The sequence below is a fragment of the Flavisolibacter tropicus genome, assembly GCF_001644645.1.
Classification (GTDB): domain Bacteria; phylum Bacteroidota; class Bacteroidia; order Chitinophagales; family Chitinophagaceae; genus Flavisolibacter; species Flavisolibacter tropicus.
In genome coordinates, this window is record NZ_CP011390.1 from 1,610,642 (window position 1) to 1,636,624 (window position 25,983).

The 25,983-nt window shown below is 40.2% G+C and carries 19 protein-coding genes; 13 read left to right on the plus strand and 6 right to left on the minus strand.

What is annotated here, in order from left to right:
- Positions 1-155 precede the first annotated feature (155 nt).
- Both SY85_RS06755 and SY85_RS06760 read left to right on the plus strand, forming a co-directional pair.
- Complete coding sequence (locus SY85_RS06755) at positions 156-3,734, plus strand: PAS domain-containing protein (RefSeq protein WP_066402735.1); 3,579 nt, start codon at positions 156-158, stop codon at positions 3,732-3,734.
- 96 nt (positions 3,735-3,830) lie between these two features.
- Positions 3,831-4,595, plus strand: coding sequence for a DUF72 domain-containing protein (locus SY85_RS06760; RefSeq protein WP_226999031.1), 765 nt, complete (start codon positions 3,831-3,833; stop codon positions 4,593-4,595).
- A gap of 68 nt (positions 4,596-4,663) precedes the next feature.
- On the opposite strand, the gene pafA is transcribed toward SY85_RS06760, so the two are convergent.
- The gene (gene pafA / locus SY85_RS06765) at positions 4,664-6,295 is read right to left on the minus strand and encodes an alkaline phosphatase PafA (protein WP_066402737.1); all 1,632 of its coding nucleotides are present in this window, start codon (positions 6,293-6,295) and stop codon (positions 4,664-4,666) included.
- Positions 6,296-6,451: 156 nt separating this feature from the next.
- On the opposite strand from pafA, the gene SY85_RS06770 reads away from it, so the two are divergent.
- The 6 genes from SY85_RS06770 (at position 6,452) to SY85_RS06795 (ending at position 12,892) form a co-directional block, all read left to right on the plus strand.
- Positions 6,452-7,261 (plus strand): YybH family protein, encoded by an 810-nt coding sequence (locus SY85_RS06770; RefSeq protein WP_066402739.1) that lies wholly within the window; start codon positions 6,452-6,454, stop codon positions 7,259-7,261.
- Between the two features lie 172 nt (positions 7,262-7,433).
- Complete coding sequence (locus SY85_RS06775) at positions 7,434-8,693, plus strand: aminotransferase class I/II-fold pyridoxal phosphate-dependent enzyme (protein WP_066402740.1); 1,260 nt, start codon at positions 7,434-7,436, stop codon at positions 8,691-8,693.
- A gap of 244 nt (positions 8,694-8,937) precedes the next feature.
- Positions 8,938-9,465 carry a GNAT family N-acetyltransferase gene (locus tag SY85_RS06780; RefSeq protein ID WP_226999032.1) on the plus strand — a complete coding sequence of 176 codons (528 nt, stop codon included), beginning with the start codon at positions 8,938-8,940 and terminating at the stop codon, positions 9,463-9,465.
- Between the two features lie 138 nt (positions 9,466-9,603).
- Entirely contained in the window at positions 9,604-11,790 is a 2,187-nt protein-coding gene (locus SY85_RS06785) for a S9 family peptidase (protein ID WP_066402743.1), read from the plus strand.
- A 92-nt stretch (positions 11,791-11,882) separates the two neighbouring features.
- On the plus strand, positions 11,883-12,326 hold the full coding sequence (locus SY85_RS06790) for a response regulator (RefSeq protein ID WP_082886314.1): 444 nt from the start codon (positions 11,883-11,885) through the stop codon (positions 12,324-12,326).
- Positions 12,323-12,892 (plus strand): UbiX family flavin prenyltransferase, encoded by a 570-nt coding sequence (locus tag SY85_RS06795; RefSeq protein WP_066402747.1) that lies wholly within the window; start codon positions 12,323-12,325, stop codon positions 12,890-12,892. The genes SY85_RS06790 and SY85_RS06795 overlap by 4 nt, the downstream gene beginning before the upstream one ends.
- On the opposite strand, the gene SY85_RS06800 is transcribed toward SY85_RS06795, so the two are convergent.
- Together SY85_RS06800 and SY85_RS06805 are read right to left on the minus strand one after the other, a co-directional pair.
- Positions 12,889-13,722, minus strand: a complete 834-nt coding sequence (locus SY85_RS06800) for a c-type cytochrome (RefSeq protein ID WP_066402750.1) — start codon at positions 13,720-13,722, stop codon at positions 12,889-12,891. The genes SY85_RS06795 and SY85_RS06800 overlap by 4 nt on opposite strands.
- Positions 13,723-13,854: 132 nt before the next feature.
- Positions 13,855-16,122 (minus strand): aconitate hydratase, encoded by a 2,268-nt coding sequence (locus SY85_RS06805; protein WP_066402752.1) that lies wholly within the window; start codon positions 16,120-16,122, stop codon positions 13,855-13,857.
- Positions 16,123-16,277: 155 nt separating this feature from the next.
- Between SY85_RS06805 and SY85_RS06810 the strand changes: the two genes are divergently transcribed.
- Complete coding sequence (locus SY85_RS06810) at positions 16,278-16,499, plus strand: PspC domain-containing protein (protein ID WP_066402754.1); 222 nt, start codon at positions 16,278-16,280, stop codon at positions 16,497-16,499.
- A gap of 56 nt (positions 16,500-16,555) precedes the next feature.
- A complete protein-coding gene (locus tag SY85_RS06815) occupies positions 16,556-17,503 on the plus strand; it encodes a helix-turn-helix transcriptional regulator (protein WP_158512941.1) in 948 nt (315 codons plus the stop codon).
- Here SY85_RS06815 and SY85_RS06820 read toward each other — a convergent pair.
- Entirely contained in the window at positions 17,496-18,617 is a 1,122-nt protein-coding gene (locus SY85_RS06820; protein WP_066402758.1) for a cysteine desulfurase family protein, read from the minus strand. The genes SY85_RS06815 and SY85_RS06820 overlap by 8 nt on opposite strands.
- 330 nt (positions 18,618-18,947) lie before the next feature.
- Positions 18,948-20,339 carry a phosphoglucosamine mutase gene (glmM, locus tag SY85_RS06825; RefSeq protein WP_066402766.1) on the minus strand — a complete coding sequence of 464 codons (1,392 nt, stop codon included), beginning with the start codon at positions 20,337-20,339 and terminating at the stop codon, positions 18,948-18,950.
- Positions 20,340-20,440: 101 nt separating this feature from the next.
- On the opposite strand from glmM, the gene SY85_RS06830 reads away from it, so the two are divergent.
- Entirely contained in the window at positions 20,441-21,181 is a 741-nt protein-coding gene (locus SY85_RS06830) for a class I SAM-dependent methyltransferase (RefSeq protein ID WP_066409453.1), read from the plus strand.
- 108 nt (positions 21,182-21,289) lie between these two features.
- Here the strand turns inward: SY85_RS06830 and SY85_RS06835 are convergent, their stop codons facing one another.
- Positions 21,290-23,251: an LTA synthase family protein gene (locus SY85_RS06835; RefSeq protein WP_066402773.1), complete on the minus strand. Its 1,962-nt coding sequence runs from the start codon at positions 23,249-23,251 to the stop codon at positions 21,290-21,292.
- Between the two features lie 111 nt (positions 23,252-23,362).
- Here SY85_RS06835 and SY85_RS06840 point away from each other — a divergent pair, with 111 nt between their 5' ends.
- Positions 23,363-23,965 carry a phosphatase PAP2 family protein gene (locus SY85_RS06840; RefSeq protein ID WP_082886315.1) on the plus strand — a complete coding sequence of 201 codons (603 nt, stop codon included), beginning with the start codon at positions 23,363-23,365 and terminating at the stop codon, positions 23,963-23,965.
- 17 nt (positions 23,966-23,982) lie between these two features.
- Positions 23,983-25,284 carry a hemolysin family protein gene (locus SY85_RS06845; protein ID WP_066402776.1) on the plus strand — a complete coding sequence of 434 codons (1,302 nt, stop codon included), beginning with the start codon at positions 23,983-23,985 and terminating at the stop codon, positions 25,282-25,284.
- The last annotated feature ends 699 nt before the right edge of the window (positions 25,285-25,983 follow it).

Sequence of the window (25,983 nt, forward strand, 5' to 3'; positions counted from 1 at the left end):
TTTACTGAAAAGGATTTCTCTATATTAGAGGTTGAAGCGAATGACTGAGTGGAAATTCATGTAATTTTAATTCAACCATCACGTAGCACCTGAACCAATACGCTATTGCTGGCAACTGGAAACAGCTGCTTAGCAAAGTAATTAAACTATTTTTTGTGAAAACTATAGATGAAACCATACACTCGCTGCACTTCCGTTTCTTACCCTCCTATGCACAATACTTACTAGATCAAAATCTGGATGCATTTATCCAAATTCAATTTGAAGTAGGTACCCAGTTAGACGTTCCTCTTTTAAGAGCCTTCAAAAACTTGGGAGCTGAAGAAACGCGCGAAATTGGCTTAAAAAACAATACTGAATTTCTTTCCTACTTAGCATCCAATAAGGCTGAGGAATTTATACTGTTGGCTATAGACCAGTGGATCAGTAATGCACTCCCTATAGTAGACAAACACGAGGTGATACCAGAAGACATATCCATGATTGTGTTCATGCGCAAAAAAGCATTTCTGCAACTATTACCATCTTATTGTACTGATCCTGAGCAGATGATTCAGATCATTGCAGAAATTGATTATTTCCTGGCCCGCTTAACGTCTGCTACTACTGACACTTATATAAAACTCCTTCAGGATAAAATTGCGCATCACACCCATTTCATTGAAAAGGTCAGCAGCACCTCTCCCAGCGCCATTTATGTTTTTGACCTTTTAGAACAAAAGCTTGTCTTTACAAACGATAAGTTCAAAGATATTTTTAGTGTATTAATGGGTGAATCATCGAAACTAGATATTAATTTCTTTGACGCCTTTATACACCCCGATCACGTGCAGGAAGTAAAATCCTACTTCAAAAAGCTTCAAAACATACCAGATAAAGAAACAGGTACATATAAGTACTGCATTAAGAGCAAAGAAGGAAACTATCGCTGGGTACGCAGCTACGACTCTGTTTTTAAAAGAACAGAAGAAGGAAAAGTGCAGCAGATCATAGGGGCTATAATTGATGTTAATAAAGAAAAGACGGTATCTGATGAGCTACGAAGAAGAGAAGAGCAATTAACAGAGGCACAAGCCTTAGCCCACATGGGTAGTTGGTCATGGAATATTGAAACAGGAGAAGTCTTATGGTCGGATGAAATGTATCGGATCTATCAATTAGATAGTAATACTGCGCTTAGCTATGATCGTTTAATGAATTTCAACCACCCGGAAGACAGAGAACTTGTTCAATTAAAACTCACAGAAACACTGGAAACAAAGAATTCCACTGAGTTTCAAAACCGGATTGAACTAAAAGACGGAACTATAAAATATATACATGCTACAGCTGAAGTTAGAGTGAACCGGGAAGGGCAGGTTGTGGAAATGCTTGGCACTGTTCAAGACATCACAGAGCGACAAGAGTTGCTAAATCATCTAAAGAGAAACGAATCCTTGTACCGCCAGGCAGAAGAGCTGGCCAATTTAGGTAACTGGATTTGGGACCTAAAGAACAACACCGTTGAATGGACCGACCAGCTCTATAAAATTTACGGTCTGGAACCTCAATCCGAGAAAATAACCATTGACCGATTCTTATCACTTGTACACCCTGATGATCGGCCTTACATAAGGGAATCGATAACGGAAAACATGAAGTTGGATTATGTAGATCGCAACTTCAGAATTATTACTCCACAAGGGATAATAAAGACCTTACGATCTATAGCTCAAACCCAACGTAACGGTAATGGACAATTGCTGAACATCTTTGGTACAGAACAGGATATCACAGAACAGCAAAGCCTTATAGAGCAATTGCGGCAAAGTGAAAGCCTATATAAACAAGCACAGGCCTTAGCCCGTATAGGCAACTGGAGCATAGACTTAACTAACAACGAAGTTAAATGGTCAGAAGAATTATACAACATTTATGAACTCGATAAAGGTCAGGAACTGTCGGTTGAAAAATGGTTTGACTATTTGCATCCTGAAGACAAAGAGTCTGTTTCCCACTATTGGCAGGAATGCTTAGCACAAAAGCATCCTTATGACAAAGTGCATCGGGTAATTTTACCTAGTGGAAAAGTAAAAACATTGCACCGAAAGGGTGAGTTTGTTTTTGACAGCAATGGAACAGCCATTAAGTTGATTGGTACTACTCAAGATATTACTGACCAGTTCCTAATTCAGCAAGAGTTAAAAGAGAAACAAACCTTTATTCAAAAAATCACGGATGCCACACCAGCCCTTATTACATCGTACAATGTAGCTACTGACCAATACGAGTTTGTTAATGAAGGCTTATACAAATTATTAGGTTACGACCCCAAAGAGGCCATTGGCCAAGGCTCCATTTTCTTTACCCAACTTATTCATCCAGATGATGCGTTGGAGTTAATACAGAAAACAATGGCTGCTTTGGAGGATGCCAACCGGCATCCAGATGACAATCAAATAGCTGAATACGCCTATCGGATACGTCATAAAAATGGCCAGTACCGCTGGATTAATACGTACGCCACCGTATTTGACCGAAACAGTAATGGACAAGTAGAAAGAATATTACGCATATCGCTGGATATAACGGAACATGCTATTGCCAGGGAAAAGATTGAAGAACAAGAGCTCTTTATTAAACAGGTAGCCGATGCTTCTCCTACCATTCTTTACTTATTTGACACCACTACCAACACATTTTCCTACATAAACCATGAGGTTTATTATGTGCTGGGCTTTACACCAGAAGAGATATTAGAAATGGGCGCTGAAGCCATAACAGCCCTTTACCACCCGGAAGATCTACACCTGTTACCAGAACGCAGGCAGTCAGAAAAGAAATTTCAGCATACAAATTCAATGATGCAGTATGAGTGCCGCTTGAGAAGTAAAACAGGCGAATGGTGCTGGATGGTAGTAAGGGAAGTGGTCTTTAAGCGTAATGATGCCAATCGGCCGGTTCAAGTACTAGGGGCAGCACTGGACATTTCGAAACGAAAGGAAATGGAGCGCTCATTATTGCAAAATACCTATCAACTGCAGCAATCCAATGCAAGCCTGGAAGAGTTTGCCTATGTTGCCAGTCATGACTTGAAAGAGCCCCTGCGCAAGATCTCCACCTTTGGAGATCGCTTGGTTAATACACAACAGGACCGACTAAGCGATGATGGGAAAATCTATCTTAAAAAGATCATAGATGCCTCGCAGCGTATGCAAACCATGATCAATGATTTGCTCTCGATCTCCATGATCACAGGCAATCATTCCTTCCAGCCTTATAGTCTGCAAGCTATTGTAGAAGAAGTAAAACAGACGCTGGAATATAAGGTTGAAAAGGAAAATGCCATTATAGATGCAACCGGCTTACCTGAAGCCAATATTATACCATCACAGTTTCGCCAGCTTTTCCAAAATCTATTGAGCAATTCCTTAAAGTTTACACGAGAAGGTGTGCAACCTCATATACAAATTACCTGGGCCTATATCAGGCCGGAAGAGCTCAACCACATCCAAATCAACAAGGCCAATCAATATTTAAAACTGGAGTTTTCCGACAATGGAATTGGCTTTGAAGATGAATATGCCGGAAAGATTTTTCAGATCTTCCAACGCCTACATGGAAGAAGTGAGTATGAAGGCACAGGTATAGGATTAGCTATTTGTAAAAAGATTGTTGAACACCATGGAGGAGCTATCTATGCGCACGGTCATCCTGATCATGGCGCCGTATTTACCATTCTATTACCAGCTTAACTACAAAAGGATAGCGTATTGCGTTTTAGGTAAACCAGCTTCTTCCATTATACAGTTTGTATAGGAAAATGGCACTATTATTTTATAGGGCTTTGTATGCAAGACATGCAATGGCATATTGGATGTTCGGGATTCTACTACAAGGAGTGGAAAGAGATTTTTTATCCCAAAGGCTGGCCCCAAAAGAAATGGTTTGAATATTATTGCCAGCACTTTACTACTATAGAAATCAACAACAGCTTTTACCGGTTTCCAGAACACAAAAACTTGCAAAGCTGGTATAACCGTTCGCCAGACAATTTTATCTTTGCTGTAAAGGCCACGCGCACCATCACACATGTAAAGCCATTTATTGATACTGATATTTTAGTGGAAGACTTTTATCATGTTGTAAAAGAAGGGCTAGGTAACAAACTAGGACCTGTTCTTTTTCAGCTACCACCCCATTTAGCATATAGTGAAGATACATTGCAAAGGATACTATCTCAGCTAAACCCTTCCTATTTGAACGTAATTGAATTTAGGCATAAAAGCTGGTGGCGGGAAGACGTGTATGCTCAATTGAAACAGAAGAGAATTGTCTTTAGCGGTATCTCCTACCCTAGCTTACCCGATGATGTGATCAGCAATGGAAGTACTGTTTATTACCGTTTTCACGGGCTGCCTAAGCTTTATTTTTCAGATTATGATCCAGCCTTTCTACGCCAGATCGTTTTGCTAATCAAAGAAGATCCTACTATTAAACAAGCCTATTTATATTTCAACAATACGGCAGCTGCAGCCGCTTTAAGCAACGCGAAATATGTTCAGGAGTTTATACAAGGTAACACTGAGCAATACTATCAATCACCATTACACTAAATAATAGACAAAACTACAGAGCCCATAGCGGAGTGCTATGGGCTCTGTAGTTTTAATTCAATAATTACTTATTTACTCACTTCTTCTATCACCTCACCTATTGTAGCATTGGGCGTTTGAATCCTCAATAAGGCAGCAACTGTAGGTGCAATATCTGTCATATACACTTTCCGATTCAGCTTACCCGGTTTGATATTCCATCCAAACCACAACAAAGGAATGTGTGCGTCATACGGCGACCACACACCATGGGTAGTACCTTTTGTAGACCAGCTATCATACCATTGAGGCTTGAATACAAATTGTATTTCGCCACTCAGTTTCTGGTTATAGCCGTTAGCCACCATCATTTTTAGTGGCCCAGGAAGCATTAAGTCATTTAATTGGTTAATCTCAAATGCTTTTGCGATTCCAGGATATTTTAATAATTCCTGTATGATAAACTGGTTAATTGCCGCTCTATTCAATTTAGAAGAGGCAATTATTTCATCATTTAAGTAGATCTGATAGTTAATAACCTGTGCAATGATCTGCTTTACGCCAAAGGCGGATTCTAATAAAACATCCAGGTTCTTTTTGATATCCGCATCATCCAGAACACCAGCCGGGAGTTTATGTTCTTTAGAAAACTCTACGTTATGGGCAGCACCATGATCGGCAGTCAAGAACAGTAAATAGTTACCTTTTCCAACTTTGCTATCCAAGTACTTTAAAAAGTCGCCCAGCTCTCTGTCAAACCGCAAATAACAATCTTCTGCTTCAATAGAGTTAGGCCCAAAGGCATGTCCTATATAGTCAGTGGAAGAAAAACTTATCGTTAAGAAATCGGTAAGTCCGCTCTTGCCTAGTTGCTCGGCTTCTACTGCAGCCTTAGCCATTTCAAAGGTTAGCGTATTACCATAAGGCGTACTGCGGAAACTCTCATATTTATTTTTGGTTATAGCATCAGTATTGTGGTCAAAAGTATTGTCTTCCCCAGGTATCGGGTTTTCATAACTTTTATTGTCTTCCGTACTCTGAACATAAGTATTAATCGGGTAAAGCGTTTTCCAACCTTGCTTTAGATAGGTATCAGGTAAATGCTTAGCATTAAAATTTTGTACCCATTGAGGCAAACTGTTCATATAAAACGTACTACTAATAAACTGCCCATTGGCGTTATCAAACCAGTAAGCGCCATTAGCGGTATGCCCACCCGGCAAAATAGCACCTCTATCTTTTAGAGCGATGGCAATGGTCTTATTCCGGAAATTGGTCGCTAGTCTTAATTCATCTGTAATGGTATTAGCCCAAAGGTTTTTGGGAGACATCTTTCCGGCAGAAGATGTGCTACCTACCGTTTGTACGCTATCATCTTCTGTACAATAAACATTACGCTTAAGCGCTTTATTGTACCAGGAGTTACCCATGATACCATGAAATGAAGGCACACTACCTGTATATACGCAAGTATGGCCGGCAGCCGTATAAGTAGGCGTATAAGGTATAAACGTATTTTCACAACTAAAGCCCTCTCTAAGGAGGCGCTTAAAACCATCTGTACCGTACCGCTCTGAATAACGGTATAAATAATCCCATCGCATTTGGTCCACCACAACACCAACAACTAGCTTAGGCTTATTTTCATTGTTGATCTTAGCAGGTTGAGCAAAAACTGTTAGAGAAACGATAGTTAAAAGAAGCGTCAAACGACTTTTCATTGATAACAGATTAGGGCGCAAAATTAGCATTTGCCTATTACTCAACAGTATTATAAATGTATTAATTCGACAGTTGATCCATAAACTCCGCCCTTTGATCCACAATTTGAGCCTGTCGAGCAACGGATTCAATACATTTATAAAAACTGACTATTAATGAGAACGCTGCTATTTTTATCTTTTGTCGCCTTTTATTCAACGGTAAAGGCTCAGCAGGTTGCTGAAGTAATCAACGCTGAAAACAGCTTTGCCGGCTATGCGAAAGCGTATAATACAAAAGATGCCTTTTTAAACTTTTGCGACAGTAATGCTGTTGTTTTTAATCAAGGAAACGCAATAAATGCAAAAAAGGCTTTTAGCAGGTTAAAACCATCCTCTGACAAATTATTGTGGCAACCAGCATTTGCTGGTATTGCAGCCTCTGGAGATCTGGGCTTTTCCACGGGACCATATGAAAAACGCCCATCTTTAACAGATACTATCACGTATGGTGGTGCCTTTTCTACTATTTGGCGTAAAACAGAAGATGGCCAATGGAAGTTTTTGGTGGACATGGGCGTGACGTTGGGAAATGCGCCCATGGCGGTCCAGCAAGTAAAAAAGGCATCTGTAGGTAAAAAAACCAGCCTTAAAGAAATAGAAAATGTTAAAAACCTAGACCTTCAGTTCATTTCCGCATACAAGGAAAACGCTGAAAAAGCATATACCACCCATTTACACAAAGAAGCCTGCCTAAACCTCAAAAATGCCATTTTATTACTAGGGGAAAGCCAGTGGTCTAAAGTAATAAATAGCATTCCTACCGGCTTAGAAATGGCTCCAATGGAAGCTGGCATCTCTAAAGCGGGCGATCTGGCGTATGTATATGGTCTTGTTACATTTGAAGGCAAAAAAGAAAACTATCTCCGTGTCTGGCAAAACACCGCGAAAGGCTGGAAAATCATATTACAAACATTAAGCTGGTAATCAGCCAATAATACCATTCAACTAATCATTTTATTACCTTTGCGCGGCAGCAATGAGTTTTAAGGCTCCCTATTAAGCCAATTCATTACTGCCTGCGCTTTTTTATTTTACTATAGAAACACTAGAAAACCTTTATAATTAATCGTAAACCATCAATAATAAATTTGCAATTATGGCAGATATTTTTGAGCGCCTTATGAAAAACTATGGTCCGTTAGGACAGCATCGTGAAAGAGCACATGGTTATTTTGCCTTTCCTAAACTGGAAGGTGATATCAGCAGCCGCATGAAATTTCGTGGCAAAGAGGTAATTGTTTGGAGTTTGAACAACTACCTGGGCTTAGCTAACCATCCGGAAATCCGTAAGGCTGATGCAGATGCCTCAGCTGAATTTGGTTTAGCTTACCCAATGGGTGCACGTATGATGAGCGGTAACTCTAATCATCATGAACAACTAGAGAGTGAATTAGCAGAGTTTGTTGGCAAAGAAGATGCGGCCTTACTGAACTATGGTTACCAGGGTATGGTTAGTATCATAGATGTATTGTGCAGCCGCCATGATGTGATTGTTTACGACGCAGAAAGCCATGCTTGTATTATAGATGGCTTGCGCTTACATCCGGGTCACCGTTATGTATTTAAGCATAACGACATGGAAGATTTTGACAAACAAATGCAACGCGCTTCTGCTTTAGTTCAAAAGCAAGGTACAGGTGGCATCCTTGTAATTACGGAAGGTGTGTTTGGTATGGCTGGTGATCAAGGCAAGCTGAAAGAAATTGTTGAATTAAAAGATAAATATGAGTTCCGTCTTTTAGTAGACGATGCGCATGGATTTGGAACACTCGGTGAAACAGGCGCTGGCGCAGGTGAAGCTCAAGGTATTCAAGATGGTATAGATCTTTACTTCTCTACATTCGCCAAATCAATGGCCTCTATCGGTGCGTTTGTAGCTGGTGATAAAGCGATCATCGATTATATCCGTTATAATATTCGTAGCCAGATCTTTGCAAAGAGCCTTCCAATGCCAATTGTAATTGGAAACCTGAAGCGCTTAGAGATGTTGCGTACAATGCCTGAACTCCGCCAGAAACTTTGGGAAAATGCATTAAAACTGCAAGCTGGTCTAAAAGAGTTAGGCTTTGATATTGGCAATACAGATACAATGGTAACGCCTGTTTATATGAAGGGCGGTGTAGAAGAGGCTACCTCTATGACCATGGATCTGCGTGAAAACTATAGTGTTTTCGCCTCTGTAGTTGTATATCCAGTGATTCCAAAAGGTCACATCATTTTCCGTTTGATTCCAACTGCGACTCACACAGATGAAGATATCCAGGCTACTTTAACAGCATTCGCTGAAACAAAGAAGAAGCTAGATCAAGGAGCTTACAAATCAGAAGCTATTCCTGATATGGCTGAACAACGCTAGAATTTTGAAGTATCCATAATAAAAAAGCACTGCCCTTAAGCAGTGCTTTTTTATTATTTCAGTATCCGTTCCATGTAAGAAAGTGCAGGCCTGTAGTACATCTTAACGACCAATGTTCCAACTTCATCTATTCAAAAAAAACGTACTACAAGTCACGTAAGCCTTCTGGCAATTCATACAATACACAGTTTCTACTGCAAGTACGATCAACCAGTTTTGTTACATGTTTACCCATCGCCCTATATTGGAAACAGACCGGCTCCGCATTGTGCCATTAACTCACAATCAGTTAATTAATTACTTACAAGCAGATGGCTCATTGGAAGAAGAATTGGAGGTAGAACCATTAAAAAGAAAAATCAGTCTAGAGCTGATAGAGGCTTTTGAAAAGGTCATATTGCCTGCGGTTGGAAATCCAACCTGCAATTATCTCTTTTCTACTTTATGGACAGTAATTGATAAAGAGAGAAAGGCTATGGTTGGCGATATTTGTTTTAAGGGTGATGCTAACCCAGATGGCGAAGTGGAAATTGGATACGGCACATATCCACAATTTCAAAAACAAGGCTATATGACAGAAGCTGTGGGAACTCTCTGTCAATGGGCATTTGACCAAACAAGAGTGGCATGCGTATTAGCCAATACCCACTCCACCAACATAGCATCTCAAAGGATCTTACTCAAAAACGGTTTTAAACCCTTTTTTGAGACACCAAATAAAGTCTATTGGCGCTTGCAAAAAGTAGAAGGATTAGCAGTAGAAAGAGCTTAACACCTACTCTATTCACTATTTAAAGAAATTTATAACATAACCTTGATTAACATTTTCTAAAAATTTATTCAGGAACGCTTTTAATCCAATCTGCATTCGCTCACAATCAAGTACATTTAGGACTTAAATTTTTCGTTCATGAGAAATCTGTTCCTACTTCTCTTTTTTGTACCGTTACTGACCCTGGCACAAAAAAAGCAAATCACCCTTGAAGATATTTACAAGAAATCAACGTTTAGAAGCGAACCATTTGGTGGCTTTGCAGGAGAAGACAATAGCGGCCTCTTTGATCCAAAAGAAATAAAGGATGAAGCTGGTCAAGCTGTAAATACTCAAGACTATCAAGTTAGTGCAGACAAGAAACGCATTATCTTCTTTACCGGCAAGGAAGCTATCTATCGCCGTTCTTCAAAAGCAACTGTCTATTTGTATGATGTAGCATCAAAAAAAACAACCCGCTTAAATGCTGGAAAGATCCTACACCCTACTTTCTCTCCTGACGGTAATAAAGTTGCCTACGTTTTCGATAACAACCTTTATGTTTATGATATAGCCTCTGCAAAAACTACTGCAGTTACTACTGATGGCAAGTGGAACTATATCATTAACGGTAACTCTGATTGGGTATATGAAGAAGAGTTCTCTTTTAGCCGTGCATTCGATTGGAGTCCTAATGGTAATTATATTGCTTTTTATAAGTTTGACGAAAGCAAGGTTAAGGAATTCAACATGACCATGTTTGATGACCGCTATAACAAAGACTATCGTTATAAATATCCCAAAGCTGGCGAAAGCAATTCAACTGTAAGCATTCAAATCTATAATGTTAACACCGGAGCTATCGTTCCTGCTCAATACGAACAAGGCGACATCTATATTCCTCGCATTAAATGGACTGAGGCAGATAATAAATTAGTCGTGTATTGGATGAACCGCTTGCAAAACGAACTTAAACTGTTATTAACGGATGCTGCAACAGGTACAGCCACTACTATGTACGATGAAAAAAACAAGTACTACGTTGATATTAATGATGATTGGTGGTTCCTTAAAGATGGTAAAAACTTCTTGTTTGGTTCAGAAATGAACGGTTTCTACCGCTTATATTTATATAGCATTGACGGCAAGCGTAAAACAGAAATCACTAAGAACAACTATGACATCAGTGATGTAAACGCCATTGATGAAAAGAACCGCCTGATCTACTATACCGCAGCTTATCCTACTCCAATGGATCGCACCCTGTTTGTTACAGATTTCGACGGAAAGATGAACAAGCAGTTAACTACAGAAACAGGCTGGCATAGAATTCAATTTAACGCTGACAATACAAAGTTTCACGATTACTATTCCAACATTAACACACCGCAGACTGTAACTCTTTACAACCTTGTAAAAAACAAAGGAAGTATTACAGCAGTTAAGGAAAAAGTAGTGAGTGAAAATGCCAAGCTAATATCTACGTTAAATGAATATGCGATAGGTAAAGTTGACTTTATCCGCGTACCAAATACAAAAGGTGATACGCTTAATGGCTGGATGCTAAAACCCACAAACTTCGACCCAAATAAAAAATACCCAGTACTGTTTTGCAACTATGGCGGCCCTGGCTCTCAACAAGTAGCGAATCGCTTTGGCGCAGCTAGTATGTGGCATCAGATGCTGGCAGAAAAAGGATTTATCGTTGTTTCTATAGACAATAGTGGTACAGGTTTCCGTGGTGAAGAATTTAAAAAGAAAACCTATCTGAATCTAGGTAAGCTAGAAATTGAAGACCAGATCGACGCTGCCAAATGGTTAGCCAAAATGCCTTTTGTTGACGGCAAAAACATTGGCCACTGGGGCTGGAGCTTTGGTGGATTTATGAGCTCTTTGGCTATTACAAAAGGGGCCGATGCGTTTAGTGCAGCAGTAGCTGTAGCACCTGTTACCAATTGGAAATTCTACGACAATATCTACACTGAGCGCTTTATGCGTACGCCACAGGAGAATCCTAAAGGATATGAATCAAACTCTCCTGTTAATTATGTAGATAAGATTCGTGGTAAATATTTAATCATTCACGGCACAGCAGACGACAACGTACATTTTCAAAACTCTGCACAAATGATTACAGCTTTGGTAAAAGCGAATGTAGATTTTGAAAGTGGCTACTATCCTAATAAGAACCATAGCATTTCTGGAGGCGTAGACAATACCAGCTTCCACTTATGGAGTAAAATGACGAACTGGATTTTAGAAAACCTGGGAAATGAAAATGTAAACAAAGCTCCAGTTGGCAATGCAATTAATGCCCAACCGAGTCAAACAAATAAAACGTTTTAATTAATAAAACAATTTAAAAAAGAGGCTTCGTTTGAAGCCTCTTTTTTTATTTAACTCCTCACGCGTAATTTTATACCCTATCCCCTTTCCATATGCATATACAAGAACGCTATATCTTAATGTTGGAGGACGATTATGACGATCGCTATTTTACAAGCGAAGTAATGAAAGGCTTAGACATAGCCGTTCCTATTAGGTTTTTATCCAACACCGACCTGCTCTTTGCCACACTTGAAGAAAGTAATCCGCTTTTAATTGTGATCGACTATAACCTACATCCTGAAACAGGTCTTGAAGTTCTCCAAAAAATCCGTCGCCACCCTACCTACCAGCATATTCCTGTTGTTATCCTTGGTGACACAAAAAACCCTGACTTTGTAACAAAGTGCTATCAATGCGGAGCCAATACCTACGCCACAAAACCTACAACAATCGATGCTACTAAGAATAAAATAGAGTTGTTCTTTAAATATTGGTTGGAAGTGGCAGAAACTTTATCTCCCTTAGATGAAAACGAAAATGCAGAAAACCAATGAATGCAAAAAAAATTGCGATAGCTATAACTGGCGCCAGTGGCGCTATCTATGCTCAACTACTGTTACAGAAATGCCTGCAATTGAAGGAGCAGTTTCAGGAAGTTTCTGTTGTAATGAGTGATAATGCTAAATATGTATGGCAAACAGAATTGGGTAACGATAGCTATAAAACTTTTCCCTTTCGCTTTTTTGAAAAGAGTGATTTTACAGCACCTTTTGCTTCTGGCTCTGCACAATACGATGCCTTGATTGTAGCACCTTGCTCCATGGGAACTTTAGGTAGAATTGCCAATGGCATCTCTAATGATTTAATTACACGAGGAGCAGACGTAATGCTCAAGGAACGTAAAAAACTGATATTAGTACTACGCGAAACACCATATAACTTGGTACACATTAAAAACATGGAAACAGTAACACTCGCAGGTGGCGTCCTGTGTCCAGCTACTCCATCGTTTTATAGCAAGCCACAAACAATTGAAGAATTAGCTTTAACGGTTGTAGATCGCGTCATCGATCTAGCCGGCCTTTCTAATAAGTCATTTAGGTGGGGGCAAGATAGCTAGTTAGCATATGTTCCACCTGCATTGATCCAGTCAACTATCTTTTGCCTGTCTGCAACTGATAACGCTGGATTGGGAGGCAGCGGCATTTGGTTTGGCGTTCCCGCTGCATCTACAGCTCGTGCTTTTATACGCGCTTTTTGTTCTACTATATTACAGGCAATAGTCCAGTTCATGCCACCTTGCAGATTCGAATTGTTATGACAAGTAACACAATTTGCTTGAAGAATATTGCGTACTGCTGTAAACAAAGGACCAGCCGCCGTTTCACTTACAGTTGCAGATGCCGTTTGTGTACATCCATTGGCATCTTTTACAACCACACTGTAATTACCGGCATTAAGATTAGTAAATGTATTGGCTGACTGAAAAGCGCCATTGTTTATACTATAAGTAAAGCCTGTACTACCTGATGCAGTAACAGTTATACTTCCTGCTGTACCACCACAAGGAACGGCACTGGTAGTATTTGATGATATTGAAATTGTGGTGCCAATACATGCAGTAGTGGCCGTAACTGTAAATTGTTGCGAGCCTGTACATCCATTACTATTTTTTGCAGTCAGGGTGTAAGTTCCAGCAGCCAAGTTATTAAAAGTGCCGGACGACTGAAAGGCACCACTATTAAGACTATAAGTAAATCCAGTTCCCCCTGAAGCAGTAGCTACAATACTTCCAGTACTTTGTCCGGTAGGTGTGCTAGTTACGCTACCCGTAAGTAACACTGTTACACCTGCACATGGATCTGTGTTGTCCGATCCGCCACCTTTACTACAAGAAATAAAGGTGAATACAATAAAACAGACCTTTATTAAGGATAGATTTCTTCGCATGGTAAGGGGCCATTTATCTTACCATACGCTGATATAGCAATTCAGGTTGCCTATATTAAAGTTCAGACAATGCTTTAAACAATAAAAAAGCGAGGCTTTGTGCCTCGCTTTACTATCAATTAGTCAAAGAAATTAAGCTGATGCAAATTGCTTGCGAATTAAGTTTAAGGCACTACCGGCTTTAAACCATTCAATCTGCTGTTGGTTGTAAGTATGGTTCAACTTGATTTTATCTTGTGTACCATCCTGGTGTTTCAGCACCATAGTCAATTGATGACCTGGAGCCAATTCAGTTACACCAACAATATCGATCACATCATCTTCCAGTACTTTATCGTAATCTTCTTTGTTGGCAAACGTTAAAGCCAGCATACCTTGCTTTTTCAGGTTGGTCTCGTGGATACGGGCAAAGCTTTTTACCACTATCGCACGAACACCTAAATGACGAGGTTCCATAGCCGCATGTTCACGAGAGGAACCTTCACCGTAGTTCTCATCGCCTACTACTACTGCACCAATACCTGCTGCTTTATACTGACGTTGAGTTGCAGGAACAGGTCCGTACTCTCCAGTCAGTTGATTCTTCACGCTATCCGTTTGTCCGTTAAAGAAGTTAACAGCACCAATAAGCATGTTGTTAGAGATATTATCCAAATGACCGCGGAATTTCAACCATGGACCAGCCATTGAAATGTGGTCTGTAGTACACTTGCCTTTGGCTTTGATCAATAAACGCAGGTTGTTTATATCAGTGCCTTCCCACGCTGGGAATGGTTCCAGCAATTGTAAACGGCTAGATTCGGGGCTAACCACCACTTGTACGCCACTACCGTCTTCTGCAGGAGCTTGATAACCTGGATCTTCTACAGAAAAGCCTCGAGGAGGTAATTCAAAACCTTTCGGCTCATCCAGCATTACTTCTTCACCTTTCTCGTTGATCAGCTTATCTTTTAATGGATTGAAAGATAAACGTCCCGCAATAGCGTAAGCAGTAACAATTTCAGGGGAAGCAACAAACGCATGCGTAGATGCTAAACCATCATTACGTTTTGCAAAGTTTCTATTGAATGAGGTAACGATCGTATTCTTTCTGCTTGGATCGTCCATATGACGTGCCCACTGACCAATACAAGGTCCGCAAGCATTTGCCAGTACCACACCACCAATCTCATCAAATGTGTTCAGGTATCCGTCTTTTTCAATGGTATAACGCACCAGCTCAGAACCTGGGGTTACAGTGAACTCACTGCTGGTTTTCAGACCTTTTGTTTTTGCTTGTGCAGCTATAGAAGCTGAACGGCTGATATCTTCATAAGAAGAGTTGGTACAAGAACCAATCAGGGCCACTTCAACAGCATCAGGCCATCCGTTAGCAGCTACAGCCTCTGCCATTTTAGAAATAGGAGTAGCCAAATCTGGTGTGAACGGACCATTCACATGTGGTTCTAATTCATCCAGGTTAATTTCAATTACCTGATCATAATATTTAGCTGGAGTAGCCTCTACTTCAGTATCTGGACGCAAATGCTCACGAACGCCATCAGCTAATGCAGCCACTTCTTCACGTCCTGTAGCTTTCAGGTAACCAGCCATTCTTTCATCATAAGCAAACAATGAACAGGTAGCACCTATTTCAGCACCCATGTTACAGATAGTTGCTTTACCAGTACAGCTGATGCTATCAGCACCTTCTCCAAAATATTCAACAATAGCACCGGTACCACCTTTAACAGTAAGGATACCAGCAACTTTTAAGATCACATCTTTGGCAGAAGTCCAACCACTCATTTTACCGGTTAGCTTAATACCAATCAGCTTAGGCATTTTTAATTCCCATGGCAAACCAGCCATTACATCTACCGCATCAGCACCGCCTACACCAATGGCAATCATTCCCAATCCACCAGCATTGGGCGTGTGAGAATCTGTACCAATCATCATTCCACCTGGGAAAGCATAGTTCTCCAATACTACCTGGTGAATAATTCCAGCACCCGGCTTCCAAAAGCCAATGCCATATTTATTAGAAATTGAGGCAAGGAAATCGTACACCTCTCTATTTGTATCAATAGCGGTATCCAAATCCTGCTTTGCACCAACTTTGGCTTGAATTAGGTGATCACAGTGTACCGTAGATGGCACTGCTACCTGCTTGCGACCACATGTATCAAACTGTAATAATGCCATTTGAGCCGTTGCATCCTGCATGGCTACACGGTCTGGAGCAAAGTCAACATAATCTTTACCTCTTTCATACGTACGTGCAGCAGGGGTAAAAGAGTGTGCATACAGGATTTTCTCAGCCATCGTAAGGGGACGGTTCAATAACTTACGGGCATTTGCCACTTTTGCAGGCAATTCGCTATACAGCTTTTTTATCAGGTCTAAGTCAAATACCATTTCTTAATTGTATTTTAAAACAGAACTATATACAGGCATTCCATTTGCGGTTTACCTAACTTGCTTGAAGTGTGCAAAGTTATTGAAAACGAATTAAACATTGAGACCCCATCTGAAAGCTTGGCCGGTTATCTCAAAAAAATTATATTAGCCATATGAACCAATTGAAAGACTATATTGAGTGGCAGGCATTTGGTGTTTGTACCGCTTTAGGAGAAAAAATGGGAATTGCCACTACTCGTATCCGTATGTGGTTCATTTACATTTCTTTTTTAACGCTTGGATCTCCGGTAGTGATTTATATGATTGCAGCATTCTGGCTCAACATTAAGCGCTACATCTTTGCGGCCCGCCGCAACCCGCTGCGTTATTTGTAGTTTTTGCAGAGCCTTAAATGATTGAATTCCACTATAAACTTGACTCTTACCAATCTATGCTAGGTCAGTTGGCTGAAGTTTTCCAAACCAAGCTAGTTGATCAAACCCTAAATATTCCTCTATCGTTTGGCCAAGGCTTTTTTAAATTGGTAAACCTCCCCTACGGATTACAATCGCTAGTTTATAATATTCACTTAAATGATGACCTTCTATTCGTTAGAGAAAAAAATGACAAAGAATTCTATTTGCTAAGTTTCGACCAGATAAGTAGGGCCAACAAAGGTTCAATTCGCATCAATTCAGAAGATCTTACAGCAGAGCAATTACGGAATACCGCCATATATCTTACCAGCTTTCTTTTCGATGTGGAGTTAGGGCTCCAAAAAGATACCACACTAACAGGCATTCGTATCTTATTACCTGTACAATGGATGAATGAATACCTGGAACTAGGTGAAAAAGAAGATATCCTGGAAAAATATGTGAGCCTGAAAACTGCAGGCATTTGGTACATGCCCGTCGACATAGAACTTAAAGAGCTTTTAGATGAGATTTTATCAACTGAAAGAAAGCCACTGCTATTCACTTCAAACAGGATGATGCGTATTGTAGAGAAGTTTTTTGATTGGCTCTACAATCAATTACAATACCTATCGCCGTCAAACGGTATTTCACGTGCAGATATACTGGCTGCCCAAAAGGTAGAGGCTATACTTACAAAAGATATTACAGCACTCCCTCCTACTATAAAGGAGCTGGCCAGGGAAATAGCTATGAGTGAGTCTAAACTAAAAAAGATCTTTAAATCAGTATACGGAATGCCCCCTTACGAATACTTTCAGAAACAACGTATGCAAAAAGCCATGACGTTATTAAAAAGTGGAGTGCATTCCATTAAAGATGTGGGTTATACTTTGGGATACGCCAATTTGAGCAACTTCACGTTGGCTTTTAAAAAAGTCTATGGTGTACTTCCTTCAGTTATAATTAAGGAGTCTAAATAAGTTCTTTCAACTTATTTACAACTGTATCAACTTCAGCTGTTGTATTAAATCGGCTAAAAGAGAAGCGTAAAGTCACCCAGTTATCCACTTTTTTTAAGGCTTGCATTACATGCGATCCCACAGAAGCTCCACTACTGCAAGCGCTTCCACCAGAAACACAGATGTTATTTATATCCAGATTGAACAATAACATTTCGGATTTCTCGCTTTTGGGAAAGCAAGCGCTCAAAACTGTATAAAGAGAGTTACCAGCACAATTAAACTCAACTCCTGGAATATTTTCTTGAAGCTGCTCCATCATATACTGGCGCAGCGACTTGATATAAGTACTATCCTTTTCAAAGTTTGCCATAGCCAGTTCAAGAGCCTTAGCAAATCCAACAATCCCATAAACGTTTTCAGTACCAGCACGCATATTCCGCTCTTGACCGCCTCCATGTATAAATGGCTTGATAGAAATATTCTCGCTTACATAAAGAATACCGGTCCCTTTTGGTCCATGAAACTTATGCCCAGCACCAGATATAAAATGCACTTTATATTGATGTAAGTTCAAAGGGTAATGACCTACTGTTTGAACACAATCAGAATGAAAAATAGCACCATATTTCTCACACAAACCACCTACATATTCGATATCGAGTAACGTTCCAATTTCATTATTGGCATGCATTAGCGTTACAAGCGTTTTCTCTGTCTGATTAGCCAATTGGTTTTCCAGGTCATTGTAATCAATCTCGCCATTCTGTAATAGGCCTACAAAGCTGGTGCTAACAGTATTTTGGTGACCATAATACTCTACAGTGTGGAGTACAGCATGATGTTCAATAGGAGAAGTAATTATATGACGGCAGCCCAAATCACGAATGGCTGCAGCAATAGCCGTATTGTTGCTTTCCGTTCCACCTGAAGTAAAGAAAATCTCACCAGGCTTGGCGCCCAAAAGACGCGCTACTGTTTTACGTGCATTTTCTATCCCCAATCTTGTTTCTCTACCATAAGAATAAATGGAAGAAGGGTTTCCAAAATAAGTAGACATGTAGGGTAACATGGCCTCCATTACTTGTGGGTCCAGAGGAGTGGTTGCAGCATTATCAAAATAAATACGTTCCATATTAATTTTCAAGACGGCTTAAGTTTTCAAAACAGCTTTACGGTTCTTGTTGTATCCTTACATCCCTCTACACCTCAATCTTTCGCACTATAAGCAAGCAAGACGGCGCAAAGTTACGTAAAGAACTATAGAAAATCGAATGAATGAAATAGCACCAAACCCTTATTCCATCTACTTTTCAATAAGCAAAACCCTACCAAAGAGCTAGATTAAGATTTATTTCCCTACTTGAAAGCACTATAAAAAAAAGCAGGCTAGTTAGCCTGCTTGTAAAGTTCTTTTATAAAAAAGGAAAATAACCTCCTAAGTTCCCCTTTAGAGGACAGGGGTTTACATGAACTCCCGAATATCTTGCATCAAACGCATAGCAATATTATTGGCAGTTGTCTCAAAATTGCTTTCGGCATAAATGCGAATGATCGGCTCAGTATTAGAGGTACGCAAATGCACCCAATCATTATCAAACTCAATCTTCAAACCGTCCTCAGTATTTATGGGATTGTTCTTGTATTTCTTTTGAATACTTTCAAATATCGCTTTTACATCAAAGCCTTTTTGAAGCTCTATTTTATTCTTAGAAATAAAATAGTCAGGGTAATTTCCACGGAACGACTTTAAACCCTTACCATAAGCAGCATAGTGAGATAAGAACAAGCCAATTCCAATTAAAGCATCACGTCCATAATGAAAGTCAGGAACGATGATACCACCATTACCCTCACCGCCAATGACAGCTTCTTTTTCTTTCATCTTAGTTACAACATTCACCTCACCTACTGCCGATGGATAATAATTGCCGCCATTTTTTAAAGTCACTTCCTTAAGCGCTTTCGTACTACTCATATTGCTTACGGTATTGCCTTTCCGCTTGCTTAATACATAATCAGCAATGGCCACAAGTGTATACTCCTCGCCAAACATAGATCCGTCTTCACACACAAAACAAAGTCTGTCCACATCAGGATCTACAGCTATTCCAAAATGAGCATTCTGTTTTACCACTTCATTACTAAGTGCTGTCAGGTGCTCCGGTAAAGGCTCTGGATTATGGGCAAATTTGCCATTCACTTCTCCATTTAACACAATCACTTCTTCTACTCCTAAAGCCTTTAATAGGTCAGGAATTACCATTGAACCGGTTGAGTTGATACAATCAACAACTACTTTAAACTGGCGTTGCGCAATTAATTCTCTATTGGTTAATGGATAATTTAAAACCAGTTCTATGTGTTTTTGTAGATAAGTATTATCAACAGCTATCGTTCCCAGCTTATCTACAGGGGCAAACGTAAGTTCCTCTGCAGCAGCTCTTTTTAATACTTCAGCACCAACAGCAGCTGAAATAAATTCGCCTTCACTATTCAGAAGCTTTAAAGCATTCCATTCTTTTGGGTTATGGCTGGCCGTAATAATAATACCGCCTATCGCTCCCTCTTTTTTAGTAGCAATTTCAACTGTTGGTGTTGTCGACAATCCTAGATCTACTACATCTACTCCTAACCCAATTAGGGTATTTACAACCAGGCTGCTAACCATAGAGCCACTGATACGGCCATCGCGACCAACTACTACCTTAGGGCTAGTAGTTTTATTGTTATGTTCTTCTGCCAAAATACTTCCGAAAGCGGCAGTAAATTTTACCACGTCAATAGGTGAAAGGGTATCGCCGGGCTTTCCGCCAATAGTTCCTCTAATTCCAGATATGCTCTTGATCAATGCCATGGTACAAAATTTAGGGTGGCAAAAATACGGTTTTAGTGCAAGGTGTTTTCAAAGAGTTGAAATTTGAATGCCACACCTATTACTTTTGCAAAAAAGGTAAAATGGCAGCGGCTGAATGGTATAAAGACTGGTTCAATTCTTCTTACTATCATAAATTATATTTTGACAGGGACGAGAAAGAAGCTGAGGCCTTTATGCAACAGCTAATTCAGCATTTGCGTCCCGCTTCCAACAGTCGCATGGTAGATATTGCCTGCGGAAAAGGCCGTCATAGTAAGTTTCTGGCCACCCAAGGCTTTGATGTTACCGGAATCGACATTTCTCCAGACAGCATCCAATTTGCCCAACAATTTGCTTCAGACAACCTGCATTTTTATGTTCACGATATGCGGCTCTTGTTTTGGATCAATTATTTTGACTATGCCTTTAACCTCTTTACATCCTTTGGCTACTTTGCCACTCGCCGGGAGCATGATGATGCTATACGCACCATTGCCGCTAGTTTAAAGCCGTCTGGGAAAGTGGTCATTGACTATTTAAATGTTCATTATGTAGAAGACCGCCTGGTACATAATGAAGTTAAATCAATTGATGGAACAATCTATGAGATCCATCGCTGGCATACCGATACCCACTTTTATAAAAAGATTACGGTTACCGACCCAGCCCTATCTCACCCACTTTTCCATGAAGAAAAAGTAGCCAAGTTCTCACTTGGCGATTTTACAGACATGCTATCCTTTCAAGGCCTGCAGGTTACAGAGGTTTTTGGCGATTATCAACTGAACCCATACGATATCCGAAAAACTCCTCGCCTCATCCTTATTGCCCAGAAACAATGACACAAAAAATGACTCCTACATATAAAATAAAAGAGGCCTGTTACTTACAGGCCTCTTTTATTTTATTTTCCTCATAATCCCTTTAATCCCAAGAATCTTAGTTCTTTCCTAGTTCTGCTTATTATTCAATAACATCCATTTAGCGGTCTCATAGTAGGCTGTTGTTACCCCCGACAGCTTTTGTTTGATGGAATCCTGCTGGGCTGGAGTAAACTTTTTGTTACTGATAAAATGAAGTTCTTCTTTTATAAAATTGATATTCTTAGTAAAGTAATAGTCGTCCGTTACCAAGCCTATTCGCCCTTCATCATGGTGTATAATAAAGGCAAAATGATTCCCACCTGCATTATTTAAAACGTTTCTGCCCAATGTTGTATTTGTAAAAGTTTGACCAGTAATAGATGCTATGGTAGGCAATACATCTATTTGCGAAACGACTTCACCTCGCTGTTGAGCTGGCACCCATTTCGGTCCGAAAAACAATAAGGGCACGTGCTCATCTGTTAAACGTTCCTGCGTCCATACATCACCATAAATAGCCTTGGCATTCCCCGATACACCATGATCACCTACAAAAACAAATACAGTATTATTAAAGTACTTTTCTTTCTTGGCAGCTTCCATAAACGTTTTGAAACAATAATCCGCATATCGGAAGGAGTTATATTCATCAACTGATTCAAAACCATATTTCTTTAGTGTGTCTACTGGCACGTCTCGCTTTTGAAACACCTTCTCTTCTTCTGGTATCATAAAGGGACGGTGATTATCCGCCGTCTGTACAATAGCAAAAAATGGTTCTGTTTGTGTGGCAAAGCGTTTATTAGCCTCCAAAAACAGATCCTTATCACTTATACCCCATACATTGATAGGCTTAGATTGGAATTGACCTTCCGTTACCATTTCCAGCCCTTTTATGTTTTGTAGAAGGCCAGCAAAATTGTTGAAGGAAGGATCCCCGCCTAAAAAATACATCTTTTTGTATCCCTCAAAATCATTAATAATAGTGTGCTGGTTCAGCGCTTCAGGGTTTCTGGTAGAAAACTTGGATAGCTGTACATCCGGAATGCCAGTTACCGTTGCAAATAACCCTCTGGCAGTAGAGAAATGGGGTGAAAAGCAGCGGTTAAAAAAAGCTCCTTCTCTACGCAATGAGTCAAAGAAGGGGGTCGAGCCTGTTGGATTCCCGCTCATACTGCTTTTATACATACTGAATGACTCACACAATACTAGCACTACGTTTGGTTTGGATAAAACCACGTCGGGCTTAGACATACGCTCATACGACGTTTGCCCTTTGGGCAGTTGCAACCAGTCCTTCATTACGGGGAAGTACTGCTCAGCAGCATTAGACGTAGCCTGTGGTTTCCTAAAACGTAGCGTTGTAAAAAAGTTCTGCAGGGGATTTAATGCCATGTACGAACGGAAACTGTCTTGCAATACAAAGGCATTATTCCATTTCAAAGGTTGACTGGACAAACTTCCGTATACCAGTAAACCAAACAAGCAAGACGCCATTAAAAACCACTTCCGCTGGTATTGAATACCCCGCCCATCAGTTTTTACAATTACATAGGAATGGGTTTGCCAGAATATCCAACGTAATCCTAGTACGGCAAGCAATAACAATAATAACAGCCAAAATACGGGATACGACTCCCACATCATAGTGGCAGAAATACCCGGATCCTCTGCAAAATTCAGAGCGCTGGCATTTAAACGGGTTTTATTATAAGAGAAACAACCAAAATCAGCTGCAAAAAAGAATACAACGATAAAGGTTACAAATGCTAGGTACCAGGTCCACCACTTTCGGTTCCGTTCAGAATAAAATGGCGAAAAAGTTGGATAAAGGCTAATCAAGACTATAGGTAACAAAAGCAAACTTATCCAACGCAGGTCGAAACGAAGACCCAATAGAAGCGATGGTACAATATTTCCCCAAGCCTCCTCTTCTGGCTTAAATGCAATAATTAAAGCCAGGCGAAAAGCCGTAAATAGCAATACATAGATCAACAGTAGGTTGATCACCCACAATATCGTTTTCGGAAGTCCGGTCTTTATTAACATATCAGCTAAAGCAGTTTGAATGGGATAGTAGAGTGCTAAAGTCGCACTTTTATGGGGAAACAGCAATGGTTTTTCGATGGGTGAACATTTTCATTCGCTTACATTTGCCCAATGGATGTTCAGCTATTGACAATGACGATATGGCAAAAATTAGACGCTTGGGATAAATGGCTGTTCATCAAATTAAACAGCGGATATACCAACCGCTTCTTTGACTTCATCCTGCCTTACATCCGCGACTCTGTTTTCTGGGCGCCACTCTATATATTCATTTTGGTTTTCATGACAGCCAATTTTGGTAAAAAAGGCTGGCTTTGGTGCTTGGGATTTATTTGTACCGTTGCCACTATTGATATTATCGGAGCTCGGGTGTTTAAAGAAGGCTTTGAGCGGTTGCGCCCCTGCCAGGACCCCCTGTTTTTTCAAAATGTAAGACTATTGTTAAAAAACTGTTCGGGCAGCTATAGTTTCGTATCCAACCACGCGGCTAACCACTTTGGAATTGCCACTTATATGGCCATCACTCTTCGCCCCACTCTAGGCAAATGGATCTACGCCCTTTATATTTGGGCAGCGTTCATTTCGTATGCACAGATCTATGTTGGAGTACATTATCCGCTAGATGTTATCGCCGGCGCCGGCCTTGGCACACTAATGGGATTTGCTTATTCGAAAACTTTTCACAGACAAGTAGGTAATTTTACCTTAGCATAATTAACCTTGACCTATTAATGGAAATTTTCATACTGCTGGGCCTTATTTTAGTAAATGCGTTATTTGTAATGTCAGAAATAGCACTAGTATCGGCCCGGAAAGCCCGCCTGGAAAGTGCTGCAGAGAAAGGCGATGCCAAAGCAAAACTCGCCTTATATCTTTCAAATAGCCCTGAGATCTTTTTATCAGCTGCTCAAATTGGCATTACCCTCATTGCCATTTTAACGGGTGTTTATTCTGGCGAACGATTCAGCGTATATGTTCAACCCTACCTGGAAAAGATAGAAGCACTGCGTCCGTATGCAGAAACCATCGCCACAACTATCATTGTTATATTGGTGACTTTCCTGTCTATTGTCTTTGGAGAATTGATTCCAAAACGGATCGGCTTATTAAAAGCAGAAAAGATCGCTAAAATGGTAGCTAAGCCTGTACACGTGTTTTCCAAGATCACACACCCCTTTGTTTGGCTGCTAAACAGGACCAGCAATTTATTCTTCAAACTCTTCAATATAAAAACATCCTCAGACGATGCCGTTACAGAAGAAGAAATCAAGGCCATCATTAGTGAAGGAACTGAAGCAGGCACCATTGAAGAAGAAGAAAAGGAAATGATCGAGCGGATCTTTCACCTTGGAGACCGCAATATCACCTCCTTAATGACGCACCGCAGCGATATGGTTTGGTTTAATGTAACGGATAATGAAGAAACGATCCGTCAAACGATAATTGATCACCCCCACTCTTTATACCCTGTTTGTGAAGGAGATATAGACAGCATTAAAGGCGTAGTCTCCATAAAGGATCTTTATGTTGCCGATGATTTCACGCTCTTTAAAGACCTGATGAAACCGGCATTCTTTGTTCCGGACAACAATACCGCCTACCAGGTCATGGAAAAATTTAAGCAGTCACAAACCTATTCCTGCTTTATCGTGGACGAATATGGCAGTATTAGGGGTATGATTACAATAAATGACATCATGGAAGCTATCATTGGCGATATGCCAGAGATAAATGATCATGACGATTATGAAATAATTGAACGCGAAGACGGCAGCTACCTGGTAGATGCCCAAATTCCTTTCTTCGACTTCCTCAACCGTTTTGACAAAACAGAATGGATGGCTGAAAGCGAGTACGAATACGATACATTAGCAGGATGTATTCTTCATGAGTTAGAGCGTATTCCCCAAACTGGCGACAAACTAGAATGGAAAGACTTCAAAATTGAAATCATCGACATGGACGGCCACCGTATCGACAAGGTTTTAGTTACTCCCAGCCAGGAAATCCTTGACGAAATGGAAGAAGATTAACGAACTCTCCTTTTTCTTATTTTCCGTTCTTATCTATTTACTAAAGGCAAATAAATAATTGCAGATTAGAGTTAGTGGGCTGTAATTAACTAGCCTTCTAACCCTAATCCCCAACCCAATGTCTTATCCGCATTCACATCTTACCTATCTAAGGTGTATATAGTGAAATGATATCAAAAGCATTCCAGGTCAACTCTAGTACTATTATCGCCTATTCATCAATCCCGGTTCACCTTTCCTTCCCTACCACTCCCTTGTTACTTCACAACTCCGCCTCTGGTCCTTCATAGTAAAGCCTATGTAAAGCCATAGTAACGTCATGGTAGTCTGTAGGTTCACCCGTACCTTACCCGTAGCTCACCCCTACCTCACCCGTACCTTGGCCCGTATCAGGCTGTCTACGCGCCGTTATAAACTCATAAGAAATAGTAAAGAAAAGTATAATAAGAAAGGCTGAAAACACCTTAAAAGAGAAGAACCTAAAGATACAAAATCAGCCCCTGTAGAGCAAGTTCTCCTGCCTTGAACATTGATAATTGAGCATTAAACATTTCCTTCCTTCACTATTCATCCTTCCTTGTTCCTTGTTCCTTGTTCACTATTCTTTTCTCCCTAATCCCAAAATCACCCCAAATCCCGGTTCCAACAATCTATGGCATGCCATTAGCAACAGTGTCTGATCAATCTTTATAAATCCTC

Excerpts from the sequence above, each read along its gene's own strand:
- SY85_RS06760 (WP_226999031.1), top strand. The coding sequence starts at position 3,831 with ATGCAAGACATGCAATGGCATATTGGATGTTCGGGATTCTACTACAAG.
- pafA (WP_066402737.1), bottom strand. The coding sequence starts at position 6,295 with ATGAAAAGTCGTTTGACGCTTCTTTTAACTATCGTTTCTCTAACAGTT.
- SY85_RS06770 (WP_066402739.1), top strand. The coding sequence starts at position 6,452 with ATGAGAACGCTGCTATTTTTATCTTTTGTCGCCTTTTATTCAACGGTA.
- SY85_RS06775 (WP_066402740.1), top strand. The coding sequence starts at position 7,434 with ATGGCAGATATTTTTGAGCGCCTTATGAAAAACTATGGTCCGTTAGGA.
- SY85_RS06785 (WP_066402743.1), top strand. The coding sequence starts at position 9,604 with ATGAGAAATCTGTTCCTACTTCTCTTTTTTGTACCGTTACTGACCCTG.
- SY85_RS06790 (WP_082886314.1), top strand. The coding sequence starts at position 11,883 with ATGCATATACAAGAACGCTATATCTTAATGTTGGAGGACGATTATGAC.
- SY85_RS06795 (WP_066402747.1), top strand. The coding sequence starts at position 12,323 with ATGAATGCAAAAAAAATTGCGATAGCTATAACTGGCGCCAGTGGCGCT.
- SY85_RS06800 (WP_066402750.1), bottom strand. The coding sequence starts at position 13,722 with ATGCGAAGAAATCTATCCTTAATAAAGGTCTGTTTTATTGTATTCACC.
- SY85_RS06805 (WP_066402752.1), bottom strand. The coding sequence starts at position 16,122 with ATGGTATTTGACTTAGACCTGATAAAAAAGCTGTATAGCGAATTGCCT.
- SY85_RS06810 (WP_066402754.1), top strand. The coding sequence starts at position 16,278 with ATGAACCAATTGAAAGACTATATTGAGTGGCAGGCATTTGGTGTTTGT.
- SY85_RS06815 (WP_158512941.1), top strand. The coding sequence starts at position 16,556 with ATGCTAGGTCAGTTGGCTGAAGTTTTCCAAACCAAGCTAGTTGATCAA.
- SY85_RS06820 (WP_066402758.1), bottom strand. The coding sequence starts at position 18,617 with ATGGAACGTATTTATTTTGATAATGCTGCAACCACTCCTCTGGACCCA.
- glmM (WP_066402766.1), bottom strand. The coding sequence starts at position 20,339 with ATGGCATTGATCAAGAGCATATCTGGAATTAGAGGAACTATTGGCGGA.
- SY85_RS06830 (WP_066409453.1), top strand. The coding sequence starts at position 20,441 with ATGGCAGCGGCTGAATGGTATAAAGACTGGTTCAATTCTTCTTACTAT.
- SY85_RS06835 (WP_066402773.1), bottom strand. The coding sequence starts at position 23,251 with ATGTTAATAAAGACCGGACTTCCGAAAACGATATTGTGGGTGATCAAC.
- SY85_RS06840 (WP_082886315.1), top strand. The coding sequence starts at position 23,363 with ATGGATGTTCAGCTATTGACAATGACGATATGGCAAAAATTAGACGCT.
- SY85_RS06845 (WP_066402776.1), top strand. The coding sequence starts at position 23,983 with ATGGAAATTTTCATACTGCTGGGCCTTATTTTAGTAAATGCGTTATTT.